An 18,685-nucleotide genomic window follows, 5' to 3' on the forward strand; every position below is an offset into this window, starting at 1 on the left:
TGCCGAGTACCGGGAAAGCGTACTGCCCAGGGCGGTCACCAAGCGCATTGCCATTGAAGCCTCGCATGCCGACTACTGGTACAAGTATGTGGGTCTGGACGGCCGTGTGATCGGCATGACCACGTTCGGCGAATCCGCCCCCGCGAGTGAGCTGTTCAAGCACTTCGGCTTTACGGTTGAGAATATTCTTGGCACGGCAGAAGAAATGCTAAGGTAAGAAAAAAGCTGAACAACGTTCTACTCAGGGCATGGCTAGCATCACCACAAATGCCATGCCCTGATTACCAACGCTGGCTACCAATAAGCTTAATCTTCATCCTCGTCATCGCGCATCCGCGCCTGACGCTCAGCCTCTTCTTCTTTGGCGTCATCGATCACTTCCATCAACTCATCGACATTGGCGATGTGAGTATCGAAGTCAAAGTGACCGGTCAACTTACTCTCTGGATGCAACTCGCCTGCCTCATAAAGCGCCCACATCTCTTTGCCATAGTGGGTCTTTAGCAGTTCTGGCGCATAGTGGCCAAAGTAGGCGCGCATATTGTTAACGTCACGCTCAAGCATGGCAGCGGCGCTATTGTTACCAGCAGCATCCACGGCCTGGGGCAGGTCAATAATAACCGGCCCCTCGGCATCTACCAGCACGTTAAATTCCGATAAGTCGCCGTGGATCAGGCCAGCACAGAGCATGCGCACCACATCCTTGATGACTTTATCGTGATAGCGCAACGCCTGCTCGTGGGTCAGTGTTACGTCATCCAGGCGTGGCGCAACAGCGCCCTCGGCATCGGTAATCATCTCCATGAGCAGTACGCCATCCACAAAACCGAAAGGCTTGGGTACGCGTACTTCAGCCGCGGCAAGGCGATAAAGCGCATCTACTTCCGCAGTTAGCCACGCCTGCTCCTGCTCTTTTTGACCATAGCGGGTCTTCTTCGCCATGGCCCGGGCACGCCGGCTATTACGCTCTTTACGCCCTTCCTGGTACTGTACCGCCTGCTTAAAGCTGCGCTGTTTAGCCTCCTTAAATACCTTGGCACAGCGTACTTCTTCGCCACAGCGCACCACGTAAACCTGTGCTTCCTTGCCGCTCATCAACTGCGTCAGCACCTCATCGATCAGGCCGTCATCGACCAGGGGCTGTAATCGTTTGGGTGTTTTCATGGCTAGCTGCAATGGCTCCTATAGAAGTAGAAACAGTTAGAAGTAGGGACAGTTTCTGGCACTCAATAGCGAATGCGACGCACACGAAAGGCGCGCCCTTTTAGTTTGTCACGTTCGAGTTTGGCTTGGGCTTTTTGAACGGCGCTGCGCTCAACCGCGACATAAGCACTGCGGGCCAACACTTTAATTTTACCGACCTGATCGCCGCGCAGCCCGCCTTCGCTGGTCAGGGCACCCAAAATATCGCCTGGCCGCAGTTTATCCTTTTTGCCACCGGCTAATTGCAGCGTCGCCATCGGAGGTTCAAAGGGGGCTGTTTGTGTGGCTTTAGGAAGCGCTTCTGTGGTGAGCTGCTCGCTCAGAAGCTCTGCCAAGCGCCCCAGGCGATAGGTTTCTTGAGGGGTTACCAGTGTACAGGCAATGCCACTGGCACCAGCCCGCCCGGTACGCCCTACGCGGTGAACATGGACCTCTAGCTCACGGGCAATTTGATAGTTAAACACCGCATCCAATTGCGCAATATCCAGGCCACGTGCCGCCACATCGGTTGCCACCAGGATTGACGCACTTTGGTTGGCAAAGAGTATTAAAATACGATCACGGTCTTTTTGCTCTAAATCGCCGTGCAGCGCTACCGCGCTAAAACCGGCATCCACCAGGCTATCAGCTACCGCCTGAGTTTCGCGCTTGGTGTTGCAAAACACCACGCTGGTCGTCGGACGATTGACCAGCAACAGCTGTTTAAGCGCATCAAAGCGGGCATCTTCACTGGGCACTTCATAGAAGTGCTGATCAATGGTAGTGGCGTCATGCACCTCAGCCACTTTAACGCTGACAGGATCAATCATGACACCGCGCGTCATGGCCGCCAAGCCACCGGACTCCTGTTCATCAGGGAAGGTAGCGCTAAATAGCAGCGTCTGGCGATCCGCCGGGGTTTCCGCAATGATCGCGTCCAATGATGCTTGAAAGCCCATATCGAGCATACGATCCGCTTCATCCAGCACAAGCGTGCTTAGCGAACCCAGCGTCAACGAACCTTTACGCAGATGCTCTTCAATACGCCCCGGGGTACCAACAACGATATGCGCGCCATGCTCAAGCGAGCCTAACTGTGGCCCAAACGGCGCTCCGCCACACAGTGTTAACACTTTAACGTTAGCCATGGCTCGCGCCAAACGGCGCAGCTCTTCGGCCACCTGATCAGCAAGCTCACGAGTGGGGCAAAGTACCAGGCCCTGTACAGAAAATACTTCAACCCGTAGTTCAGCGAGTAGCGCCAAACCAAACGCCGCTGTTTTGCCCGAGCCTGTTTTGGCCTGTGCCAGCACATCCCGCCCGGCCAGCATGGGCGGCAGGCTTTGCGCCTGAACAGGCGTCATCTGGTGATAACCCAGCGACTCAAGGTTAGTAAGCAGCGTGGCCGGTAAGGCGAGCGACGAGAAGGAGACGTCTGACACAATAAAACCTGCAGGGCCGTTTAACGGCCAGTAAAGAGGTAACTAATACGGATGCACTTTAATGTGAAGCACCATACCAGAAAGTGCCTGCCCCTGCGTGTATCTCATACCGCTAGTGGCGCAAACTCAGCATTGCAAAGGGTTGCCAGATCATTGGGCGCCAGCTCAATTTCAAGCCCACGCCGCCCGGCGCTGACAAAAATAGTGGCAAAGCCCGCAGCCGACGCATCAATATAGGTTGCCAGGCGTTTTTTCTGCCCCAAGGGGCTTACCCCGCCCAACACATAGCCAGTGGCACGCTCGACCTCGGCAGGTACCCCCATGACGGCTTTTTTAGCTCCAGCGGCCTTGGCAATCTGCTTTAGGCCCAACTGCTGAGTGACCGGCACGATACCCACGGCAAGCGTCTTGCCGTCCAGCGTTACTACCAGGGTCTTGAATACTTGCTCGGCGGCCACCCCCAGTTTTTCAGCGGCTTCCAGGCCGTAGGACTCTGCCGCTACATCGTGCTGATATTCATGAATTTCAAACGGGATACCCGCTTTTTTGGCCGTATTAATGGCTGGTGTCATGGCGCTCTCTTGATGTTTAGTAAAGTTGGGCAGCCCTCGTGGCGCGCTCTGGAAAGCCTCTTCCTGCCTGCTACGCTAAATAGCGTAAGCGCTAAAGGGAAGTCAACCGAAAGGAGCCTTATTATGCCAGCCACATCGAAAGCTCAGCAAAAAGCCGCAGGCGCTGCTCTTTCCGCCAAACGTGGAGAAACCAAGCCCAGCGAGCTTTATGATGCTTCCAAGGATATGTACGACTCGATGAGCGAAGAGGAGCTTGAGGAGATGGCAAGCACCGAACGCAAAGACAAACCAGAGAAGAAAGGCGATTAACTGCGCTTGTAGTGCTCCGCTTTTACATCATAACGCCCGTTTCATTAAGCAGGCGTTATGATGAACACTAACGAAAGTTACAATGCTATTACCCCCGGTTTACGTGGCCACCAGGGTAATACTGGTGATAGGGCGCAAATTACGCTGCAAGCAGTGCTGCTCAACGCTCTCCACAATCTCTTCAGCATCATCGATCTGCTGCTTGTCGAGCTGGATATCCACCATCAGAAAACTGCCCACCTGCGCCAAGCGCACATCGTCACTGGCGATATCAAAATCGGCGATCTCTTCCACCATATCCTGGCGAATGCTGCCCATGGGTTCGCCAAACATCAGTTCGCGAAGCGCTCCACGTACCATGCGGATAGGCATGGGTAAAAAGTAGCCTGCAATGACCAGCACCATTACCGGGTCTGCAAACCGCGCATAACTTGCCCAAGGCGTTAACGTGAGTCCCCAGGTAAGTGCAAAACCAAGCATTACCGCCGCGCTTAACCAGGTATCCATTTGCCACTGACGCAGCTCAGCCGCCAATAAGGAGGAACGAGCAATACGGGCATAGCGCTTTAGCCACCACCAGGTCAACAAACAGCCGCTCACGTTAGCGACACCAAATAACAAAGCCAAATCAAGTGTCACCAAGCGTCCGTCCTGCGCTAGGCTCCACACGGCTGACACTAAAGAGAACAGACATACCAGCGCAATCACCACGCCTTTGAGCAGCACCGCTAGCGGCTCTACCGTTAGCCGTCCAAAGGGGTAGTGATCATCCGCGGGTTTGCGGGCATGCTGTAACGCAAGCAGTGAGAGCGAAGCGAGAACAAGGCTTAACAGCGAATATCCGCTATCGAATAAAATCGTGATAGAGCCACTGGCTAATCCGAGGACCAAGCCAGACAGCGCAAAAAAGCTTGCTGAAATAGCTGAAAATCTTAGCGCACGGCGCTCAGCAATAAAGGGGGTCACGCAGAAAACTCCGTTCTGATTTAGCAGGGTTGTAGAAAATCGTGCTGCATGGTAAGGGGTGTACTAACGTTTAACGAATCGCTCAGCGCTAAAAAAAATAGCGCTCAACCACGAGACTCCGTATGCGAGCTGAACAAGTCCAGGCGTTTGTTGAAGTTACCGAGCACGGCTCGTTTGCCGCCGCTGCGCGGCAGTCAGGCATAAAGCGCAGTACGCTAAGCGCGGCGGTCCATGCCCTGGAAGATAGCCTGGGTGTGGCGCTGTTTGAACGTTCGGGAAATAGCCTGACACTAACCGCCGTAGGTGAAAGCGTACTACCCGACTGTTACCGGCTACTAACAAGTGCCAATCGAATCAAAAAGCACTGCCACCAACATCTGCAAGGGGTTGAAAACCAACTGTGTATTGCCCGCGATGATGCGCTTCCCGAGCAGCTCTGGCGCCAGGTTATGCACGATTTGAAGCAGCAGTTCCCGCTAACCGCGGTATCGGTTTATCTTGTTCCGCCGCAGGAGCACAGCCAATTTATTCTGCGCCAAACCGTCGATATTGCGTTTGGGCTTTATACCGCCGAAGGCGTTGCCACCCATGCAGCCAATCTGGCACCTGTAAGTATGCGCTTAGTGGCCTCTCCACAGCACCCACTGAGTCGGCTGCCCAGCGTCAATCGCGATGATCTCGCCCAATACACGCAAGTCTGCTTAACCCACATTCAGGACGACAAACTGGTGAGCGAGGCGCTGTTTTCCGCGAACTACCTGGGCTTCACCATGTTTGAGGTGATCCGAGACGCGGTAATAAACGGCACGGGATGGGCGCTCCTTCCCCACCCACTGGTTAAAGAAGCATTGGAAAGTGATCAGCTCTGTTCACTGAATCACGATCTTGCCTTGGACAGCCACTATTACCGCTATGTTGAGGGTGAAAATCTGGGCGTAGTGGCCACCGCTCTCCTTAACAAAGTGGCGCGTTTTCTAGGAAATGCGCAGTAGTGGCCACTTCGGTGAAATGTATGAGTAGTCACTTCGTTGAAATATAGCAGTGGAAAAAAGCGCAATATCCTTCCACGCTATAAAAAGTGCCTCACAAGGAGATTTAAAGACACGCCAGAGGAACGACACAGGCAAGTGTCATCTAGGCGTAAGATGTAGCTGCCAGTGTCGATGTTGCCGTCAACCAAGGAGCTATCGCCCGATGGTAAGACTCGATAAGAAAGCGACAAGGCTTTATGTCCTGGACACCAATGTCCTAATCCATGACCCCGCAGCGCTCTACCACTTTGAAGAGCATGACGTGGTTATCCCCATGACTGTTCTTGAGGAACTGGATAAGCATAAAAACGGAATTCGTGAGATTGCTCGTACGGCACGTCAAGTTAGCCGTACGCTCTCTGATCTTACCAACCAGGTTACTTTTGACGAGATTCAACGCGGCATCCCCATCCCACGTATTAGCGGCGAATCTGGACGCCTGCACTTTCTCTGCTTCAACGATTTAAAGCCCTTCGACTCGATGGACGACAGTCCAGATAACCGTATTCTGGCGGAAACCTGTCGGCTGCGCGATGAGCGCCCCGATGCCTCGGTCATTCTAATTACCAAAGATATCAACCTGCGCGTAAAGGCAGCCGCGCTAAAAGTCCCTGTGGAGGATTACTTTAACGACCGGGCATTCTCAGACAGCGATGCCATGATTGAGGGTGCCCAGGTGTACGCATCGGCGGGACACAACGGCGGGGCACTTTGGGAAGCGCTGAATGTTGATGTCAGCGTTGAGCGGGTGGAGCACCAAACGTTTTATCAATTAAGTGGCGACATGCCCCGTCACTGGCACTTGGGAATGCTTGTCTCCGACAGCGAGAATGGCGCTGAGTTTGAGGCCATTATTCGTGAGCTGTCGCCCTCATCAGCGCGGTTACAACTGTTGACCAACTATCGCCACCACGCTGGCGTGTGGGGCGTTCACGCCCATGATAGCCGTCAAAACTTTACCCTGAACCTGCTGATGGACCCGGACATTGATCTGGTCACCATTGCCGGCAACGCGGGCACGGGTAAGACCTTTATGACGCTGGCCGCCGCTTTCCAGCAAACCCTGGATGCCAAGCAGTTTGAGCGCATCGTGTTTACCCGCGCACCTATTCCGATGGGCGAGGACATTGGTTTTTTGCCCGGCACCGAGGAGGAGAAGATGTCGCCGTGGATGGGAGCCTTCCACGACAATATGGATAACCTGCTGCGCAATGACGAAGGAGAGTCGACCTGGGATAATGGCGCAACACGGCAACTGATTGGCTCACGCGTGCAAATTCGCTCACCAGGCTTTATGCGAGGGCGCACCTTAAACGACACCTTTTTGATTATCGACGAAGCACAAAACTTTACACCCAAACAGCTTAAATCACTGGTTACCCGTGCCGGACGTAATACCAAAATTGTCTGTTTAGGCAACGTGGGGCAAATCGACACACCCTATCTAACCGCCAATACCTGCGGCATGGCGGCCGTGGTTGAGCGCTTCCGTGACTGGCCACACGCCGGGCATATTACGCTCAAAAGCGTTGAGCGCTCGCGCCTGGCGCTGGCGGCTGAAGAGCTTTTGTAAAAAAAGCTGTTCTAAAAAGGGCTCTTACAGAGAGGGTAACCGCCTAATACGCAAACGTACGGTAAAACCGCCAGCTAGCTACTGGCGGTTTTTTTCTTTATCACCGTTCCAAGGGCTTTCAACCCCCAGCGTATCGGCGGCAAAGGCTTCGCGCTCACCTAATGGGCGCTCTTCACCAATAGTGGTGTCTTTATAGGTCTGGCGCTCCATTTCACAGTTCACTTCTGCACCTAGCAGTACCACAAACGCAGACAACCAAAACCACATCATCAGTACAACCACGGCGCCCAATGACCCATAAAGCTCACTGAAGCTTGAAAAGTAGCGTACATAAAGTGAAAGCCCGCCTGACCCAAGTAACCATAAGGTGGTCGCCAGCAGCGTGCCATAGCTTAACCAGCGCCATTGCGCGGCACGCCGATAAGGCGCAAATCGGTACAACAGGGCAATTAAAAAGCTCATGATGATCAACAAGGCAGGCCAGCGCAGCCACTTAAACACTTTATCGAAAGGATCGTCCACCGCTAAGGCATCGACCACCACAGGCACAATCGCAATAAAGCCAAGCGATACCAGGGTCATGCCAATCAGGCCAAACGTCAGTAGCACCAACACAACACCGCGAAGAAAGAAGTTACGCCGCTCCCTTTCGCCATAAACCACATTCAGCCCCACCACGAGCACTCCCACGCCTTTGGAAGCGATATACATAGCGACCAACAGCCCTAAAAGCACCGCCATTACGTTGCCAGATTCGGCACTTTCAACCACTGTCTGAGTCTGCTGATCAATAAGGTTTGCCGCATCCGGGGGCATAAAACGGCTTATTTCATAAAGCTGCCGCCCTGCTTCCACCGGATCAAACAGTAATCCCCACAGCGATATTACTGCTGCAATGGTAGGAAATAGTGCCAGCAAAGCGTAAAACGCGACACCAGCCGCCAACATGGTAAGGCGGTCACGCTTAGCGGCGCGCAACACCCTCCATACAATATCAAGCCACCCACGGCGTGGAATCTCATCGGGCTTTTTGGCACGTCTCCCTCGGTGGTTCTGTGGACTCTCGTGACTCATGGCGACCCTTCCCAGATTAATAACAGTGCCAAAACAATGGCTAACGCCACCATCAAGCCGCTCGTATGGTGGCGCATCCAGCTTTCCATGGCCGTTAGTTGAGTTACGCGCGCCATCATCCGATTTTCAATGGCCAGAGTAATATCCACAGACGCTGCTTTAACATCGCCAAACTATTGCCCAGCAGAGCGAACCCTACCAAGGCATTTTGAACGAGCCACGCATAAGGCCACCATAAGTCGCCTGCAGGCGGAGGGCGTGTACGCCAATGGCGATCAAATGGGCAAACCAGCGCTGCCATCATAAGATACAGCGCTAATACAGCCTCGATGAGGTCTACCGACGAGATTACTGCCATTGCTATCCTTGCAGCGGCTTATAGACAAATTACTTTGCCTATCTTTTGATCACTTGTCGATGTAAGGATTACTTCAGAAGAGTACTCAACCACTGGCCAATATCGCCCACTTGCTGAGGGCAAAGTGCGTGAGCCATAGGGTACTGGCGATAGTTGGCGGTGTAGCCTTGGGCTTTTAGGCGATCAAACCCAGCCCGTCCCAAACTCTCTGCCACGATAGGGTCCAGGTTACCGTGATGCACCTCAATCGGAATTGCCTTGTTGGCGTCACTTAACTCAATTGAGTCTGCCGTGGCAAAGTAGGTCGACATTGCCAGCAACCCGCCTAACGGCAACGGAAAAGATAGCGCCGCCTGATAAGCCACTGCGCCCCCCTGAGAGAACCCTGCCACGATAATCCGCTGGCTGTCGATACCGTGATCAATCTGTTCCTGTATCAGTGCCTGAATACGCTCCGCAGAGCATTTCAGCTGTACTTCATCAACACGGCGCCCCAGGTCCATCGCCAGAATATCGTACCAGGCGGGCATCACCATGCCGCCGTTAACGGTCACCGGCAGCCGTGGTGCGTGCGGCATAATAAACCGTACGTGGGCATCTTCAGGAAGGTTAAGCGCGGGCACCAGAGGCTCGAAATCATGCCCATCGGCACCTAAGCCATGAATGATAAACACACAGGCATCGGCAGGTTGACCGTTTTGCGGCTCAATAATCAGTTCGCCCGGGTCCGTCATGATATTTATCCTTACTTAATTGAAAAAGCACACAATTAGGGCGCTTGAACGTTTAGCGCAAGCGGTGATGAAACATTAACAGACCCTAACGTAAACCGGCATTCACAGCGAATGATTACGCTTAAAAGGGCCACACGTGAGGAATCAATATGAGTGCGATGGCCCCGGTTAGCACGTTTAGGCCACCACCTACGCGCATAAAATCACTGATACGATAACCGCCGGGTCCATACACCATTAAGTTGGTTTGATAGCCAATAGGCGTTAAAAAACTGGCCGAAGCGGCAAACATTATCGCGATCACATAAGGCATTGAGTTTACGCCAAGGCTCTCGGCGGCGGCCATGACGACCGGAAAAATGATGACCGCAGCACCGTTATTAGTGACAAGCTCGGTTAGCAGCGCCACGACACAGTACGTACCTATCAATAGCAGCCAAGGGTTGCTGCCTACGACATGCAGTACGCCACCGGCAATAGCATCTGCGGCGCCCGAACTCTGAAGCGCGGCTCCTACGCCAAACGAGGCAGCAATCGTCAAAAGCACTTGGCCATCCAGCCCGCGCCGGGCAGCTTCAACCGAACAGCAGCCGCTTAAAAGCGCCAGTGCAGCGCCCAGCATCGCGGCATTTAGCATGCTCAAAACGCCGAATGCAGCCAGCAATACCGCCCCCAGCAAAATCCCCCAGGCGAGCGGTGCTTTTTCATGAACAGGCCGCGCAGAGCCATTTAGTTCACTGATCAAGAGAAAGTCTTTTGACTGACGGTGACGCTCAATAAACGGAGGACGCGCTTCCAGTAGCAGCACATCAGCGGGCTGCAGGCGTACCTGCCCCAGATTGCCGGTGACACGCTCACCGCCTCGGCAAATAGCCAGTACGGCCGCACCATAAAGCGTCCTAAAACGGCCATCTCGAATGCGCTGGCCAATGAACTGGCACTGGTTCGACACTACGGCTTCGACCAAGCGGCGCTCTTTGAACTCTTTTTCAAGGCTGGAGGTATGATCGTGCGAGGGTATTAATCCACGAATTTGCTGTAATTCAACAGCGGCATCGCTGGTGCCCACAAACACCAGCCTATCGCCACCCTTTAACTGCTCGCCAGGCCCCACAACACTCACAATATTACCGTCACGCTCGATCTCAACCAGGAACAGCTCTTGCAAGTGGCGCAGCCCAGCCTCCTCCACCGTTCGATTAACCAAAACGCCTTCTCGGTCGATCTCCATCTCAATGGTAAATTCACGCGGGTTAGCGAACGCATTGGCCAACCCCTCGCGGGCAGGTAGCAGGCGCGGCCCCAGAATCACCAGATAGGCAAGCCCTACCACGGCGACCGGCACACCCACCCAAGCAAGGTCAAACAAGCCCATGGTCACATTGGGATAACGCTCCGTCAGCAGCCCATACACCACCAGGTTGGTGCTGCTGCCAAACAAGGTAATCGTACCGCCAAGAATAGAGGCGAAACTTAACGGCATCAGCAGCCGCTGGGGGGAGCGTCGCAGCCGCCGACTCCAGCTCATAACAGCCGGTATATAGGTAGCCACTACAGGGGTGTTATTTAAAAAAGCACTTAAAGAGGCCACCGGCAGCAGTAACCGCAACAAAGCACCCCGCTCGGTTTTAGGACGCCCCAATACATAGCGAATAATAAGATCGATACCGCCTGTTTCACGGATGCTAGCCACCAGCACGTACATAAAAGCGACCGTAAACAGTCCACTGTTGGAAAAGCCACTTAACGCCTGAGCTGGCTCAATAACACCCAAGGTCATCAGTACAATGACAGCGCCAAGCAAAATGATGTCGGGCCCTAAGCGCGAGACGGTCATTAGCGGGAAGATGGTGACCACCACCGCTATCGCAATCCATGCATCCAGTGTCATAACGCGACACTCCTAACAAAAAGTAATGCGCTATTGTGACCTCAACCACATATTCTAAAAAGTTATTTTTAGAAACATTTAAATACCAAAATGGAATAAAAAATTCACACACAAAAAAAACCCGCTCGTGAGCGTAATGCTGTTCGGTTAAGGTTTGACGATGACCGAACAGCATTACCGCTTCGGCGGGGTCTTCCTATCTCAAGCCCTTGAGAATAAATAAGCGCCCTAGTAGGCAGTAGGCGATATATCCATGGTGCCACTGGAATCGATCGAAATACGGTATCGCGTTTCTTCATTCTCTCGCGCCAAGAATTCAGCCTCCTTCAGCCCTCCGCCGCAAGCGCCCCTTGACTTGGGTCCTGAAAGGCATGCAGTCGATCACTAAGGACGCGCTTAGCGGCATCTGACGATATGGGCGTTCTAACCAATCTTAGCTTTAAGGGGGGGGAGAGGCGGCGCTAGCTTGCTGGAATCAAACTTTACTCCCAAATTGGGAGGCGCTACAATATCCCATATTGGGAGGTGGCATGAGAGTCATAGCAAAGCGTACGCTGAAAGAGTTTTGGGTGCAGGGCTATGGCGATGCCGAAACCCCGCTGACCGAGTGGTATAACATGATGCTAAAGGCATCTTGGGAAACACCACAGCAACTAAAGGCTGATATTAGAACAGCAAGCATCCTGAAAGGTGGGCGCGCTGTTTTCAATATCGGCGGCAATAAGTACCGGGTAGTCCTATCCATTCGTTATGAGCAGCAAATTGCCTGGGTTCGATTCGTCGGCACCCATGCTCAGTACGATAAAGTTGATGCGGAGACAATATGATGAACATTCAGCCCATCCGTAATGATAGCGACCTTGATCGCGCTTTCGCTCGCCTAGAAGAGCTTTGGAGTGCCGCGCCAGACTCTCCTGAAGCCGATGAAATTGAAGTGCTTTCCATCCTTATTGAGAAGTACGAGGATAAGCACTATCCCATCGGCCCGTCCGACCCCATCGAAGCTATCAAATTTCGCATGGAGCAACAGGGGCTAACGCAGCGCGACCTTGAGGCTTATATCGGTTCTAGTGGCCGCGTCTCTGAAGTATTGAATCGTAAGCGCAAGCTAAGCCTGGGCATGATAAAAAGACTTCATGACGGCCTAAAAATCCCTTACGACAGTCTTATGAATCAGGTCGCCTAACCACCAGACCCCGCTTCGGCGGGATTGAATCCTTCCTGCCCATCAAAAGACTCTAACCGCATTTCTGCTGTGTCTCAAAAAGTTCAACCGTATTACAAATCCCTACGGCATCGGATATCACACCTTCATCGCCTATTTCGACCGACGTATCAGGCTGTGGTGGCCCTGGATCACTACATCCCGCCAGTAACAAAGCCGTGGCTACGCCTATCATCAACCTCACCCCATCCACCTAATCATATTTTGGTTAGAGCATCATGGGGTGGTTGGGCAGTGGATAGCAAAAAGCCCCGGCGCTAGGCTCGTAATGCTGTTCACTTAAGCGGCGCCGCCTTGCGATTTACTGGATAGCGGGTTTTGGATATTTTTACCGTCCTCGGCCTTGATGGTCGAGAACGGTCATCCAGAAAGGTGAAGAGCAGACTCTATCCATTCGACAGGGATATGCTGGGCAAAGGTGCTGAGGCTAGTGAAGGAATGTAGCTCATCAATATCGAGCAATGTCTGTTGAATAGGCACAAAAAATCCGGTATCCAATGAAGAATACCGGATTTTCTTAGAGCCTTCGGTCATCGGCAAGCCTTAACCGAACGGCATTACGCTCACGAGCGGTTTTTTCAGCATACTAACGCTTGGCGCTAGCAGCAAACATCAAATGCTGAGAATTAACCCAGAACTTTGATGTTGGAAGCCTGAAGGCCTTTCTTACCCTGAGTGACGTCGAAGGAAACCTTCTGGCCGTCTTGCAGAGTTTTGAAACCGTCAGCTTGAATTTCAGAGAAATGCGCGAACAGATCGTCGCCATTGTCGTCCGGAGAAATGAAGCCGAAACCTTTAGTGTCGTTAAACCACTTAACGGTACCAGTTGCCATGATCGAAATCCTCGATGTAGCTTAATGTAAAGCCGGGAAATACCCGAATTGCAGTGGGTAGAACAAGAAACTTTCACCAGACTCACGCTTAGGCGTTCGATACTGCTGACAACGTTCGACTTGCTAACCAACTGCGTTCAAGAATGCGCCTAACCAGGTCACACGTCAACACTATGCTTAAAAAAAAAGTTAATGCAACACATTTTCCTCCAAAACCTAATTTACTTCTTTTTCAGCAATTTTGGGGTGGCGAATGCATGTTGCTTTGCGCGATCCCCTAGCGCCCAGCACGCTCCGCAGCACACCGTAGGAAGCGCTTAAGGCAGATACGGTCATTGACGCCGAACTGTTCGACCAGGGCTCCCTTCGCCACTTAATAGCACAGGCGCCACAACTTGAAACCGACCTCCAATTAGCCCGCCTGCTGGGCCTGGTGTTCAAGCTCTTTGGTGACATCCGGGGTAAGCTTTAACGCTTGCGCCAGTTGATCCAACCAGGCGCGCTCCATGGGGTTCTGATCATCAGTCACCGCGACACTCATTAAATACATTTCCCGGGCGGCCTGGGGCGAGTCCGCTTCGCGGGCAAGCGCTTCAGCATCCAATGGAGCCTTTAGCTGCCTTTCGACCCAGTTATGCATTTCCTGGTCGGCCCCTAGCGCATCGATCTGCTCCGTAATCAGCACCTGTTCTTGCTCATCAATATGTCCGTCGGCGCGAGCCGCCATTATCATGGCCTGCAGCAGCTCGAGGCTACGCCGCTCCTGAATCTCGCCGCTTAATACATCAACACGCTCGCCTTCTGCGTCATTGCTGGTGGCGGGCTGGTTGTTAGCTGCCTGCGAATTCTGCCAGGCTTTCCAAGCCAGCATGCCAACGCCTGCAATGGCGCCATACTTAAGTGCTTTACCGCCCATACTGCGGCCACGTTTGGAGCCAACCAGCAGCCCCATAGCGCCACCGCCCAAAAGGCTTTTCATATCAAACCCACTGGAACTCCCCGTCTGGCCTGAGCGCTGATCACTACCGCCTCCGCCCAACTGACGAGACAAGCCCTCCAGCATGCCCTTCACATTGACTCCGCTGCTGCCTTTTTGGCTGCCGCCGGCCTGCTGCATAAGCTGTTGAAGAATTTTACTAGCGTTCATCCTTGTACTCCTTGGGGCTGACAGATTGTACTGACAACGTACGTGCTAACTATGTATGTACTGACAACGTACGTGCCAACTATGTACGTACTAACAACGAATGCACTCACAGATCCTATTGAGTCTAGAGGACCTACGCCGGTATAACACCCTGCACTTGTACCGTGCTTCCTTGGCGGCTGGCACGTACTTCTATACGAACCGGCATTTGCTCTTTGAGTTCGCTGACATGAGAAATAATTCCGATCATACGCCCGCCCATTTGCAGCTCGCTTAGCATCGCAATGGCTTGATCAAGGGCATCCTGGTCCAGGCTGCCAAAGCCCTCGTCAATAAATAGCGTATCGAGCTGAATGCCGCCGGCATATGCCTGCACCACGTCAGAGAGCCCTAGTGCTAGCGCCAGCGCGGCCATAAACGATTCGCCACCCGAGAGCGTCGCGACGGGTCGATTTTTACCGGTATAGGTATCAGCAACATCCAGTTCCAGGCCTGAGGCCTTATTTCCTTTAGAAGGGTCTTCACGGCGCACCAACTGATAACGCCCCCGGCTCATTCGCACCAGCCGCTCGGATGCCTGGATCAGCACATCATCCAGCAGCACGCCAAGCACAAAACGCTGCAGGCTAATGCGATGCCCAGTGCGCCCATTGGCGATCTCGCTCAGCGTTCCCCACAGCCGATACTTGGCTTCAAGCTCCGCCTCGGCGGCATGGGCGGCCTTGAGCTTTTGCTGAGTGGCGGTTAGCTGTGCGATTCGCGCCGTCAAGCGCTGGTAGATTTGATCGCAAACCTGCTCATGCGCCTGCGCGGCAGTTACCTGGTCAGCCAGAGCGGTCAAATCAGGCGGCATTAGCCCCTCAAGGCGTGTCTGACTATCCTCAAGCTGACCATCCAGCTTGGCCAGCGCCTGCTGAAAGAGGGTGACGGTTTCAATAAGCGCTTGGCGCTCGGGCGCTTCCAAGCGGGCCTGAATGAAGTCAGCATCGTTGTCGAAAGCGCTACCGCTTAGCGCCAGTTGCCATTCGTTTTGGGCCACACTTAGCGCCTGAGTCGCGTCGGCGGCGCGCTGGGTAATATCTGACAGCGTGGTTTCGGCGCGGGCCAGCGCCGTTTGTGCGTGATGAGCACTCTCCTGAACAGATTGCCACGCCGCCTCAGACTGCTGAATGTCGCTTTGCACACGGCCAAGCTCTGCCTGCAGCGCCTCAAGTGACCCATGTGGCTCGGGCAACGCCCTGCGCAGCTGTTCACATTGGGCTTCCAACTGATGACACCGCTTTTGGGCGGCCTCTAACTCAGGCTGTTGTGTCTTTATCTGGGTATCCAGCGCTTTCCATTCGCTGCGCTGCTGCTCAAGTGTGCGCTCTTGGGCTGCCAACTCTCGAGTAAGCACTTGATAGCGCTCAACATGTCGCTGGCTCTCCTGGCAGGCAGCCTCCAGTGCGCTTAGTGGCTTGGCGCCCCACTCGCCCAGCGTATGACGCAAGTACTCGCTCTGCTCATCGTTATAATTAAGCTGTTGGGTCAAACGCTGCTGCAACTCTTGAGCGTGCACCAGCGCTTGGTGCGCCTGCTCATGCTCCGTGCGCGCGCGCTTCACATCCGCCTGGGTAACGGGGGGCTGCTCCTGTATCGCGGGCGCGGGGTGCTCACAGCTACCGCACACCGGGCAGGGCTGCTGGTTTTCCAGCCGAGCGGCGAGTAACGCGGCTTGGCCCTGGTGCCAATGCATCTCTTGCTCGGTGGCGCGACGCTTATAGCGCTCAACCGTTTGTTGTTGACGCTCAACATCGCTTGCCGCCTGAGCCACTTGCTCGGCCAATACAGCACGCTGAGATTCAAGCCCGGCCAGTGTTTGCCGCTGCGTGCGCAGCGCTTGGCGGCTTTTTAACACTTCATCGCAGCCTGCAAGGTGATTGCGCTCTATCTGCTCCGCTTTCAGTCTGGCGGCAAGTGCCTCGCCCTGCTCGGTGATGGTGTCGCGCTGCTGTGTTTGTTGGTCAAGCTGCTGATGCAGGCTTTGCCATGTTTGTTGCGCCTGCTGTAGCGCCTGCTCTACACCAGTGAGCGCCTGAAATTGCTCCAACGCTTGCTGTAAACGACCAGCCTGTTCACGGCGTTCCGGCAATTGCTGGTAGCGGGTTTGTGCCTGGTGTAACGCTTGCTGAGCGTGTTGATGCGTCGCCTGCTGTTTTTCAACAGCCGTTTGAGCCTGAACGCGCTCTTGCTGGGTAGCGCTTGCCGTTTGCTGCGCTGTTTGCACGCGGTGAAAGGGTTCGACCAGCGCCTGGGTTTGTTCATGGGCGCTTAGGCGCTGTTGAGCACGCTCTATTTCCGGCTGCTGGTGTAGCCGCTGGTTTTTTTCTGCGCCCAACGCCGTATGGCGGTCAAAAAGCGCCTGGCACTCCTGCCCTTTGCGCTCGGCTACCAGGGCCTGCTGGTACTGTTGCTTGGCAATGGCTAACGCCTGTTCAGCAGCCTGATGCTCTGGGACCAGCGTTTCAAGCGCTTCGATAAGTGCCGCTTCGCTCTCACTGTCGCTTGCATCCAGGATACCTTGCACACGGTGCTGGTGATCTTTCACCGCTCGGTCTATCTGGTTGGCCTGCGTGCGCAGATGCTCTTCGATGCGTTGAAAAATTTGGGTTTGAAACAGCTGGGAAAAAATCTTTTCACGATCTTTGGACTCCGCCAACAGCAGCTCCCGGAACTTGCCTTGGGGCAACACCATGACCTGGCGGAACTGGCTGGCATCCAGCCCCAGTAGTGCCTGCACTTGAGCGGTAGCATCGTTAACGCTACGCGCGACGAGGCACTGATTTTCCTTGCCTTCAGCGGTTAGCCGCCACAGCTGGGCTTCTGCGTTTTGCGTTGTCGTCCCTTCACCTCGCGCTTTAGGGCGCTCCTGCTGAGGCACGCGGCACACCCGGTAACTTTCTCCGCGCAGGTAAAAATCCAGTGTTACTTCAGTTAGCAACGTATCGGCGGCCTGGTCGCAACGCATCTGGGTGCCCGAACGTTCTTCTCCCGTGGTCTGGCCATAAAGCGCGAAGCAGATGGCGTCCAGAATCGAGCTTTTCCCGGCGCCTGTCGGGCCGTTGATCAAAAACAGCGGGCTTCTACCCAACTGAGAAAAGTTGATGGTCTCCTCGGCCGCAAAGGGGCCGAAGGCCTGCATGGTAAGTACGAGCGGCGTCATGGTTGGCCCTCTTCATCGCGGCTGAGGGAGGTGATGACATCACTCATGGCGCGCGCCTGGTCAGCGCTCATGGCATCACCGCTGGTTTGCTCGAAGAAGTCGCTGAACATATCCAGGGCATTAAAGCGCAGCCGTTCGCGATCCAGTTGCTGACGCTGCTGCGTCCCTAGCATGCCGGGCTTTTCGAGGTGCAAAACGTTAGGGTAAATAGCGCGCAGCTTGCCCATGGGGTCTAAAATAGCGTGGCGGTCGGTTAATCTGACTAACAGGTAGTCATCGGCATGGAGGTCCTCGCGCCCTTGTCTCAACAGCTCATCAAGCTCGCCTTCCAGCACGCGCACTTCGCGCTTGGGCACCAGCGGGCGATGCTCAATGCCGGTCACTCCCTCGTTACCTATATCCACAAGCGTAACGCCTTTACGCTGCCGAGCTTCTGAAAAGCTGTATTTAAGCAGCGAGCCGCTGTAGCGAATATGTTCGCCGCCGCGGTATTGCGGGCCATGCAAGTGACCAAGCGCGACATAGTCGAAGCTGTGCATGGGCTCCCAGGCAACGCTTTCTGCACCGCCGAGGGTTAACGGGCGCTCGGAATCAGATGCGCTGCCGCCATCTACAAAGCAGTGGCTCATCAGCACCGTTGGGCGGGTAGCGTGGCGCTTCTCACCAATACGCGTTAGCAAGTAGCGGTGGGCGCTATCAAAATCGCGGACCGGTTCACCGAACTGGCTGCGTACGTATTCCGGATCAGCATAGGGCACGCCAAAAATATCAATCTCAACGCCGTTAATAGCGAGCGTAACCGGGGTATCGCAGGCGCTCAAGTCAGAAAGAATATGCAGCCCGGCCTGACGCAAATGGCGTGCACCAAAGCCCAAGCGCTCGGCACCGTCGTGGTTGCCGGAAATGATGACCACTGGCAAACCACGCGCTTGGCAAAGCTCGCCCAGCACATCATCAAGCAGCGTCACGGCCGTGGCAGGCGGCACCGAGCGGTCATAGATATCGCCTGCAATCAGCACAGCATCCACGGCTTCGCGGTCAACGATCTCGATCAGTTGGTTTAGAACGTGGCGCTGGTCTTCAAGCAGTGAGATGTTGTGAAACAACCTCCCCAGGTGCCAATCGGCGGTGTGGAGTAGACGCATG

18 protein-coding genes are annotated in these 18,685 nt (G+C 54.3%); 6 read left to right on the forward strand and 12 right to left on the reverse strand.

Going from position 1 to position 18,685, the window contains the following annotated elements; translation table 11 throughout:
• The coding region (locus ACT3RU_RS10865) for a transketolase-like TK C-terminal-containing protein (RefSeq protein WP_483392678.1) at window positions 1-217 on the forward strand (217 nt) is incomplete at its 5' end.
• A gap of 89 nt (window positions 218-306) precedes the next feature.
• Here the strand turns inward: ACT3RU_RS10865 and ACT3RU_RS10870 are convergent.
• The 3 genes from ACT3RU_RS10870 to ybaK all read right to left on the reverse strand — a co-directional run bounded on the left by ACT3RU_RS10870 (window position 307) and on the right by ybaK (window position 3,196).
• Window positions 307-1,164 carry a PA4780 family RIO1-like protein kinase gene (locus tag ACT3RU_RS10870; RefSeq protein WP_087109706.1) on the reverse strand — a complete coding sequence of 286 codons (858 nt, stop codon included), beginning with the start codon at window positions 1,162-1,164 and terminating at the stop codon, window positions 307-309.
• A 62-nt stretch (window positions 1,165-1,226) separates the two neighbouring features.
• The gene (gene dbpA, locus ACT3RU_RS10875; RefSeq protein WP_192527479.1) at window positions 1,227-2,624 is read right to left on the reverse strand and encodes an ATP-dependent RNA helicase DbpA; all 1,398 of its coding nucleotides are present in this window, start codon (window positions 2,622-2,624) and stop codon (window positions 1,227-1,229) included.
• A 104-nt stretch (window positions 2,625-2,728) separates the two neighbouring features.
• Entirely contained in the window at window positions 2,729-3,196 is a 468-nt protein-coding gene (gene ybaK / locus ACT3RU_RS10880; protein ID WP_192527478.1) for a Cys-tRNA(Pro) deacylase, read from the reverse strand.
• Between the two features lie 123 nt (window positions 3,197-3,319).
• Between ybaK and ACT3RU_RS10885 the strand changes: the two genes are divergently transcribed.
• Window positions 3,320-3,505, forward strand: a complete 186-nt coding sequence (locus ACT3RU_RS10885) for a DUF3008 family protein (protein ID WP_192527477.1) — start codon at window positions 3,320-3,322, stop codon at window positions 3,503-3,505.
• Between the two features lie 99 nt (window positions 3,506-3,604).
• On the opposite strand, the gene ACT3RU_RS10890 is transcribed toward ACT3RU_RS10885, so the two are convergent.
• A complete protein-coding gene (locus tag ACT3RU_RS10890) occupies window positions 3,605-4,471 on the reverse strand; it encodes a cation diffusion facilitator family transporter (protein ID WP_192527476.1) in 867 nt (288 codons plus the stop codon).
• A 122-nt stretch (window positions 4,472-4,593) separates the two neighbouring features.
• Here ACT3RU_RS10890 and ACT3RU_RS10895 point away from each other — a divergent pair, with 122 nt between their 5' ends.
• Both ACT3RU_RS10895 and ACT3RU_RS10900 read left to right on the forward strand, forming a co-directional pair.
• Complete coding sequence (locus tag ACT3RU_RS10895) at window positions 4,594-5,463, forward strand: LysR family transcriptional regulator (protein ID WP_087109717.1); 870 nt, start codon at window positions 4,594-4,596, stop codon at window positions 5,461-5,463.
• A gap of 202 nt (window positions 5,464-5,665) precedes the next feature.
• Window positions 5,666-7,075 (forward strand): PhoH family protein, encoded by a 1,410-nt coding sequence (locus ACT3RU_RS10900; RefSeq protein ID WP_087109719.1) that lies wholly within the window; start codon window positions 5,666-5,668, stop codon window positions 7,073-7,075.
• 78 nt (window positions 7,076-7,153) lie between these two features.
• Here the strand turns inward: ACT3RU_RS10900 and ACT3RU_RS10905 are convergent, their stop codons facing one another.
• From ACT3RU_RS10905 to ACT3RU_RS10920, 4 genes are all read right to left on the reverse strand, one after another.
• Window positions 7,154-8,149, reverse strand: a complete 996-nt coding sequence (locus tag ACT3RU_RS10905) for a YihY/virulence factor BrkB family protein (RefSeq protein ID WP_192527475.1) — start codon at window positions 8,147-8,149, stop codon at window positions 7,154-7,156.
• Window positions 8,146-8,298, reverse strand: a complete 153-nt coding sequence (locus tag ACT3RU_RS10910) for a hypothetical protein (protein WP_192527474.1) — start codon at window positions 8,296-8,298, stop codon at window positions 8,146-8,148. The genes ACT3RU_RS10905 and ACT3RU_RS10910 overlap by 4 nt, the downstream gene beginning before the upstream one ends.
• Before the next feature lie 277 nt (window positions 8,299-8,575).
• Window positions 8,576-9,241, reverse strand: coding sequence for an alpha/beta hydrolase (locus ACT3RU_RS10915; protein WP_192527473.1), 666 nt, complete (start codon window positions 9,239-9,241; stop codon window positions 8,576-8,578).
• 121 nt (window positions 9,242-9,362) lie between these two features.
• Entirely contained in the window at window positions 9,363-11,132 is a 1,770-nt protein-coding gene (locus ACT3RU_RS10920) for an SLC13 family permease (RefSeq protein ID WP_192527472.1), read from the reverse strand.
• Window positions 11,133-11,662: 530 nt separating this feature from the next.
• Here ACT3RU_RS10920 and ACT3RU_RS10925 point away from each other — a divergent pair.
• The gene (locus tag ACT3RU_RS10925) at window positions 11,663-11,959 is read left to right on the forward strand and encodes a type II toxin-antitoxin system HigB family toxin (RefSeq protein WP_192527471.1); all 297 of its coding nucleotides are present in this window, start codon (window positions 11,663-11,665) and stop codon (window positions 11,957-11,959) included.
• Complete coding sequence (locus ACT3RU_RS10930) at window positions 11,956-12,318, forward strand: helix-turn-helix domain-containing protein (RefSeq protein WP_225733795.1); 363 nt, start codon at window positions 11,956-11,958, stop codon at window positions 12,316-12,318. The genes ACT3RU_RS10925 and ACT3RU_RS10930 overlap by 4 nt, the downstream gene beginning before the upstream one ends.
• A gap of 665 nt (window positions 12,319-12,983) precedes the next feature.
• On the opposite strand, the gene ACT3RU_RS10935 is transcribed toward ACT3RU_RS10930, so the two are convergent.
• The 4 genes from ACT3RU_RS10935 to ACT3RU_RS10950 all read right to left on the reverse strand — a co-directional run bounded on the left by ACT3RU_RS10935 (window position 12,984) and on the right by ACT3RU_RS10950 (window position 18,684).
• Window positions 12,984-13,190 (reverse strand): cold-shock protein, encoded by a 207-nt coding sequence (locus ACT3RU_RS10935; RefSeq protein ID WP_054641278.1) that lies wholly within the window; start codon window positions 13,188-13,190, stop codon window positions 12,984-12,986.
• A gap of 412 nt (window positions 13,191-13,602) precedes the next feature.
• The gene (locus ACT3RU_RS10940) at window positions 13,603-14,337 is read right to left on the reverse strand and encodes a tellurite resistance TerB family protein (RefSeq protein ID WP_192527470.1); all 735 of its coding nucleotides are present in this window, start codon (window positions 14,335-14,337) and stop codon (window positions 13,603-13,605) included.
• A 133-nt stretch (window positions 14,338-14,470) separates the two neighbouring features.
• Window positions 14,471-17,539, reverse strand: a complete 3,069-nt coding sequence (locus ACT3RU_RS10945; protein WP_192527469.1) for an AAA family ATPase — start codon at window positions 17,537-17,539, stop codon at window positions 14,471-14,473.
• Window positions 17,536-18,684 (reverse strand): exonuclease SbcCD subunit D, encoded by a 1,149-nt coding sequence (locus ACT3RU_RS10950; RefSeq protein WP_192527468.1) that lies wholly within the window; start codon window positions 18,682-18,684, stop codon window positions 17,536-17,538. The genes ACT3RU_RS10945 and ACT3RU_RS10950 overlap by 4 nt, the downstream gene beginning before the upstream one ends.
• Window position 18,685 lies beyond the last annotated feature (1 nt).

Origin of the sequence: Halomonas sp. TP35 (assembly GCF_052375975.1) — a bacterium.
Classification (GTDB): domain Bacteria; phylum Pseudomonadota; class Gammaproteobacteria; order Pseudomonadales; family Halomonadaceae; genus Vreelandella; species Vreelandella citrativorans.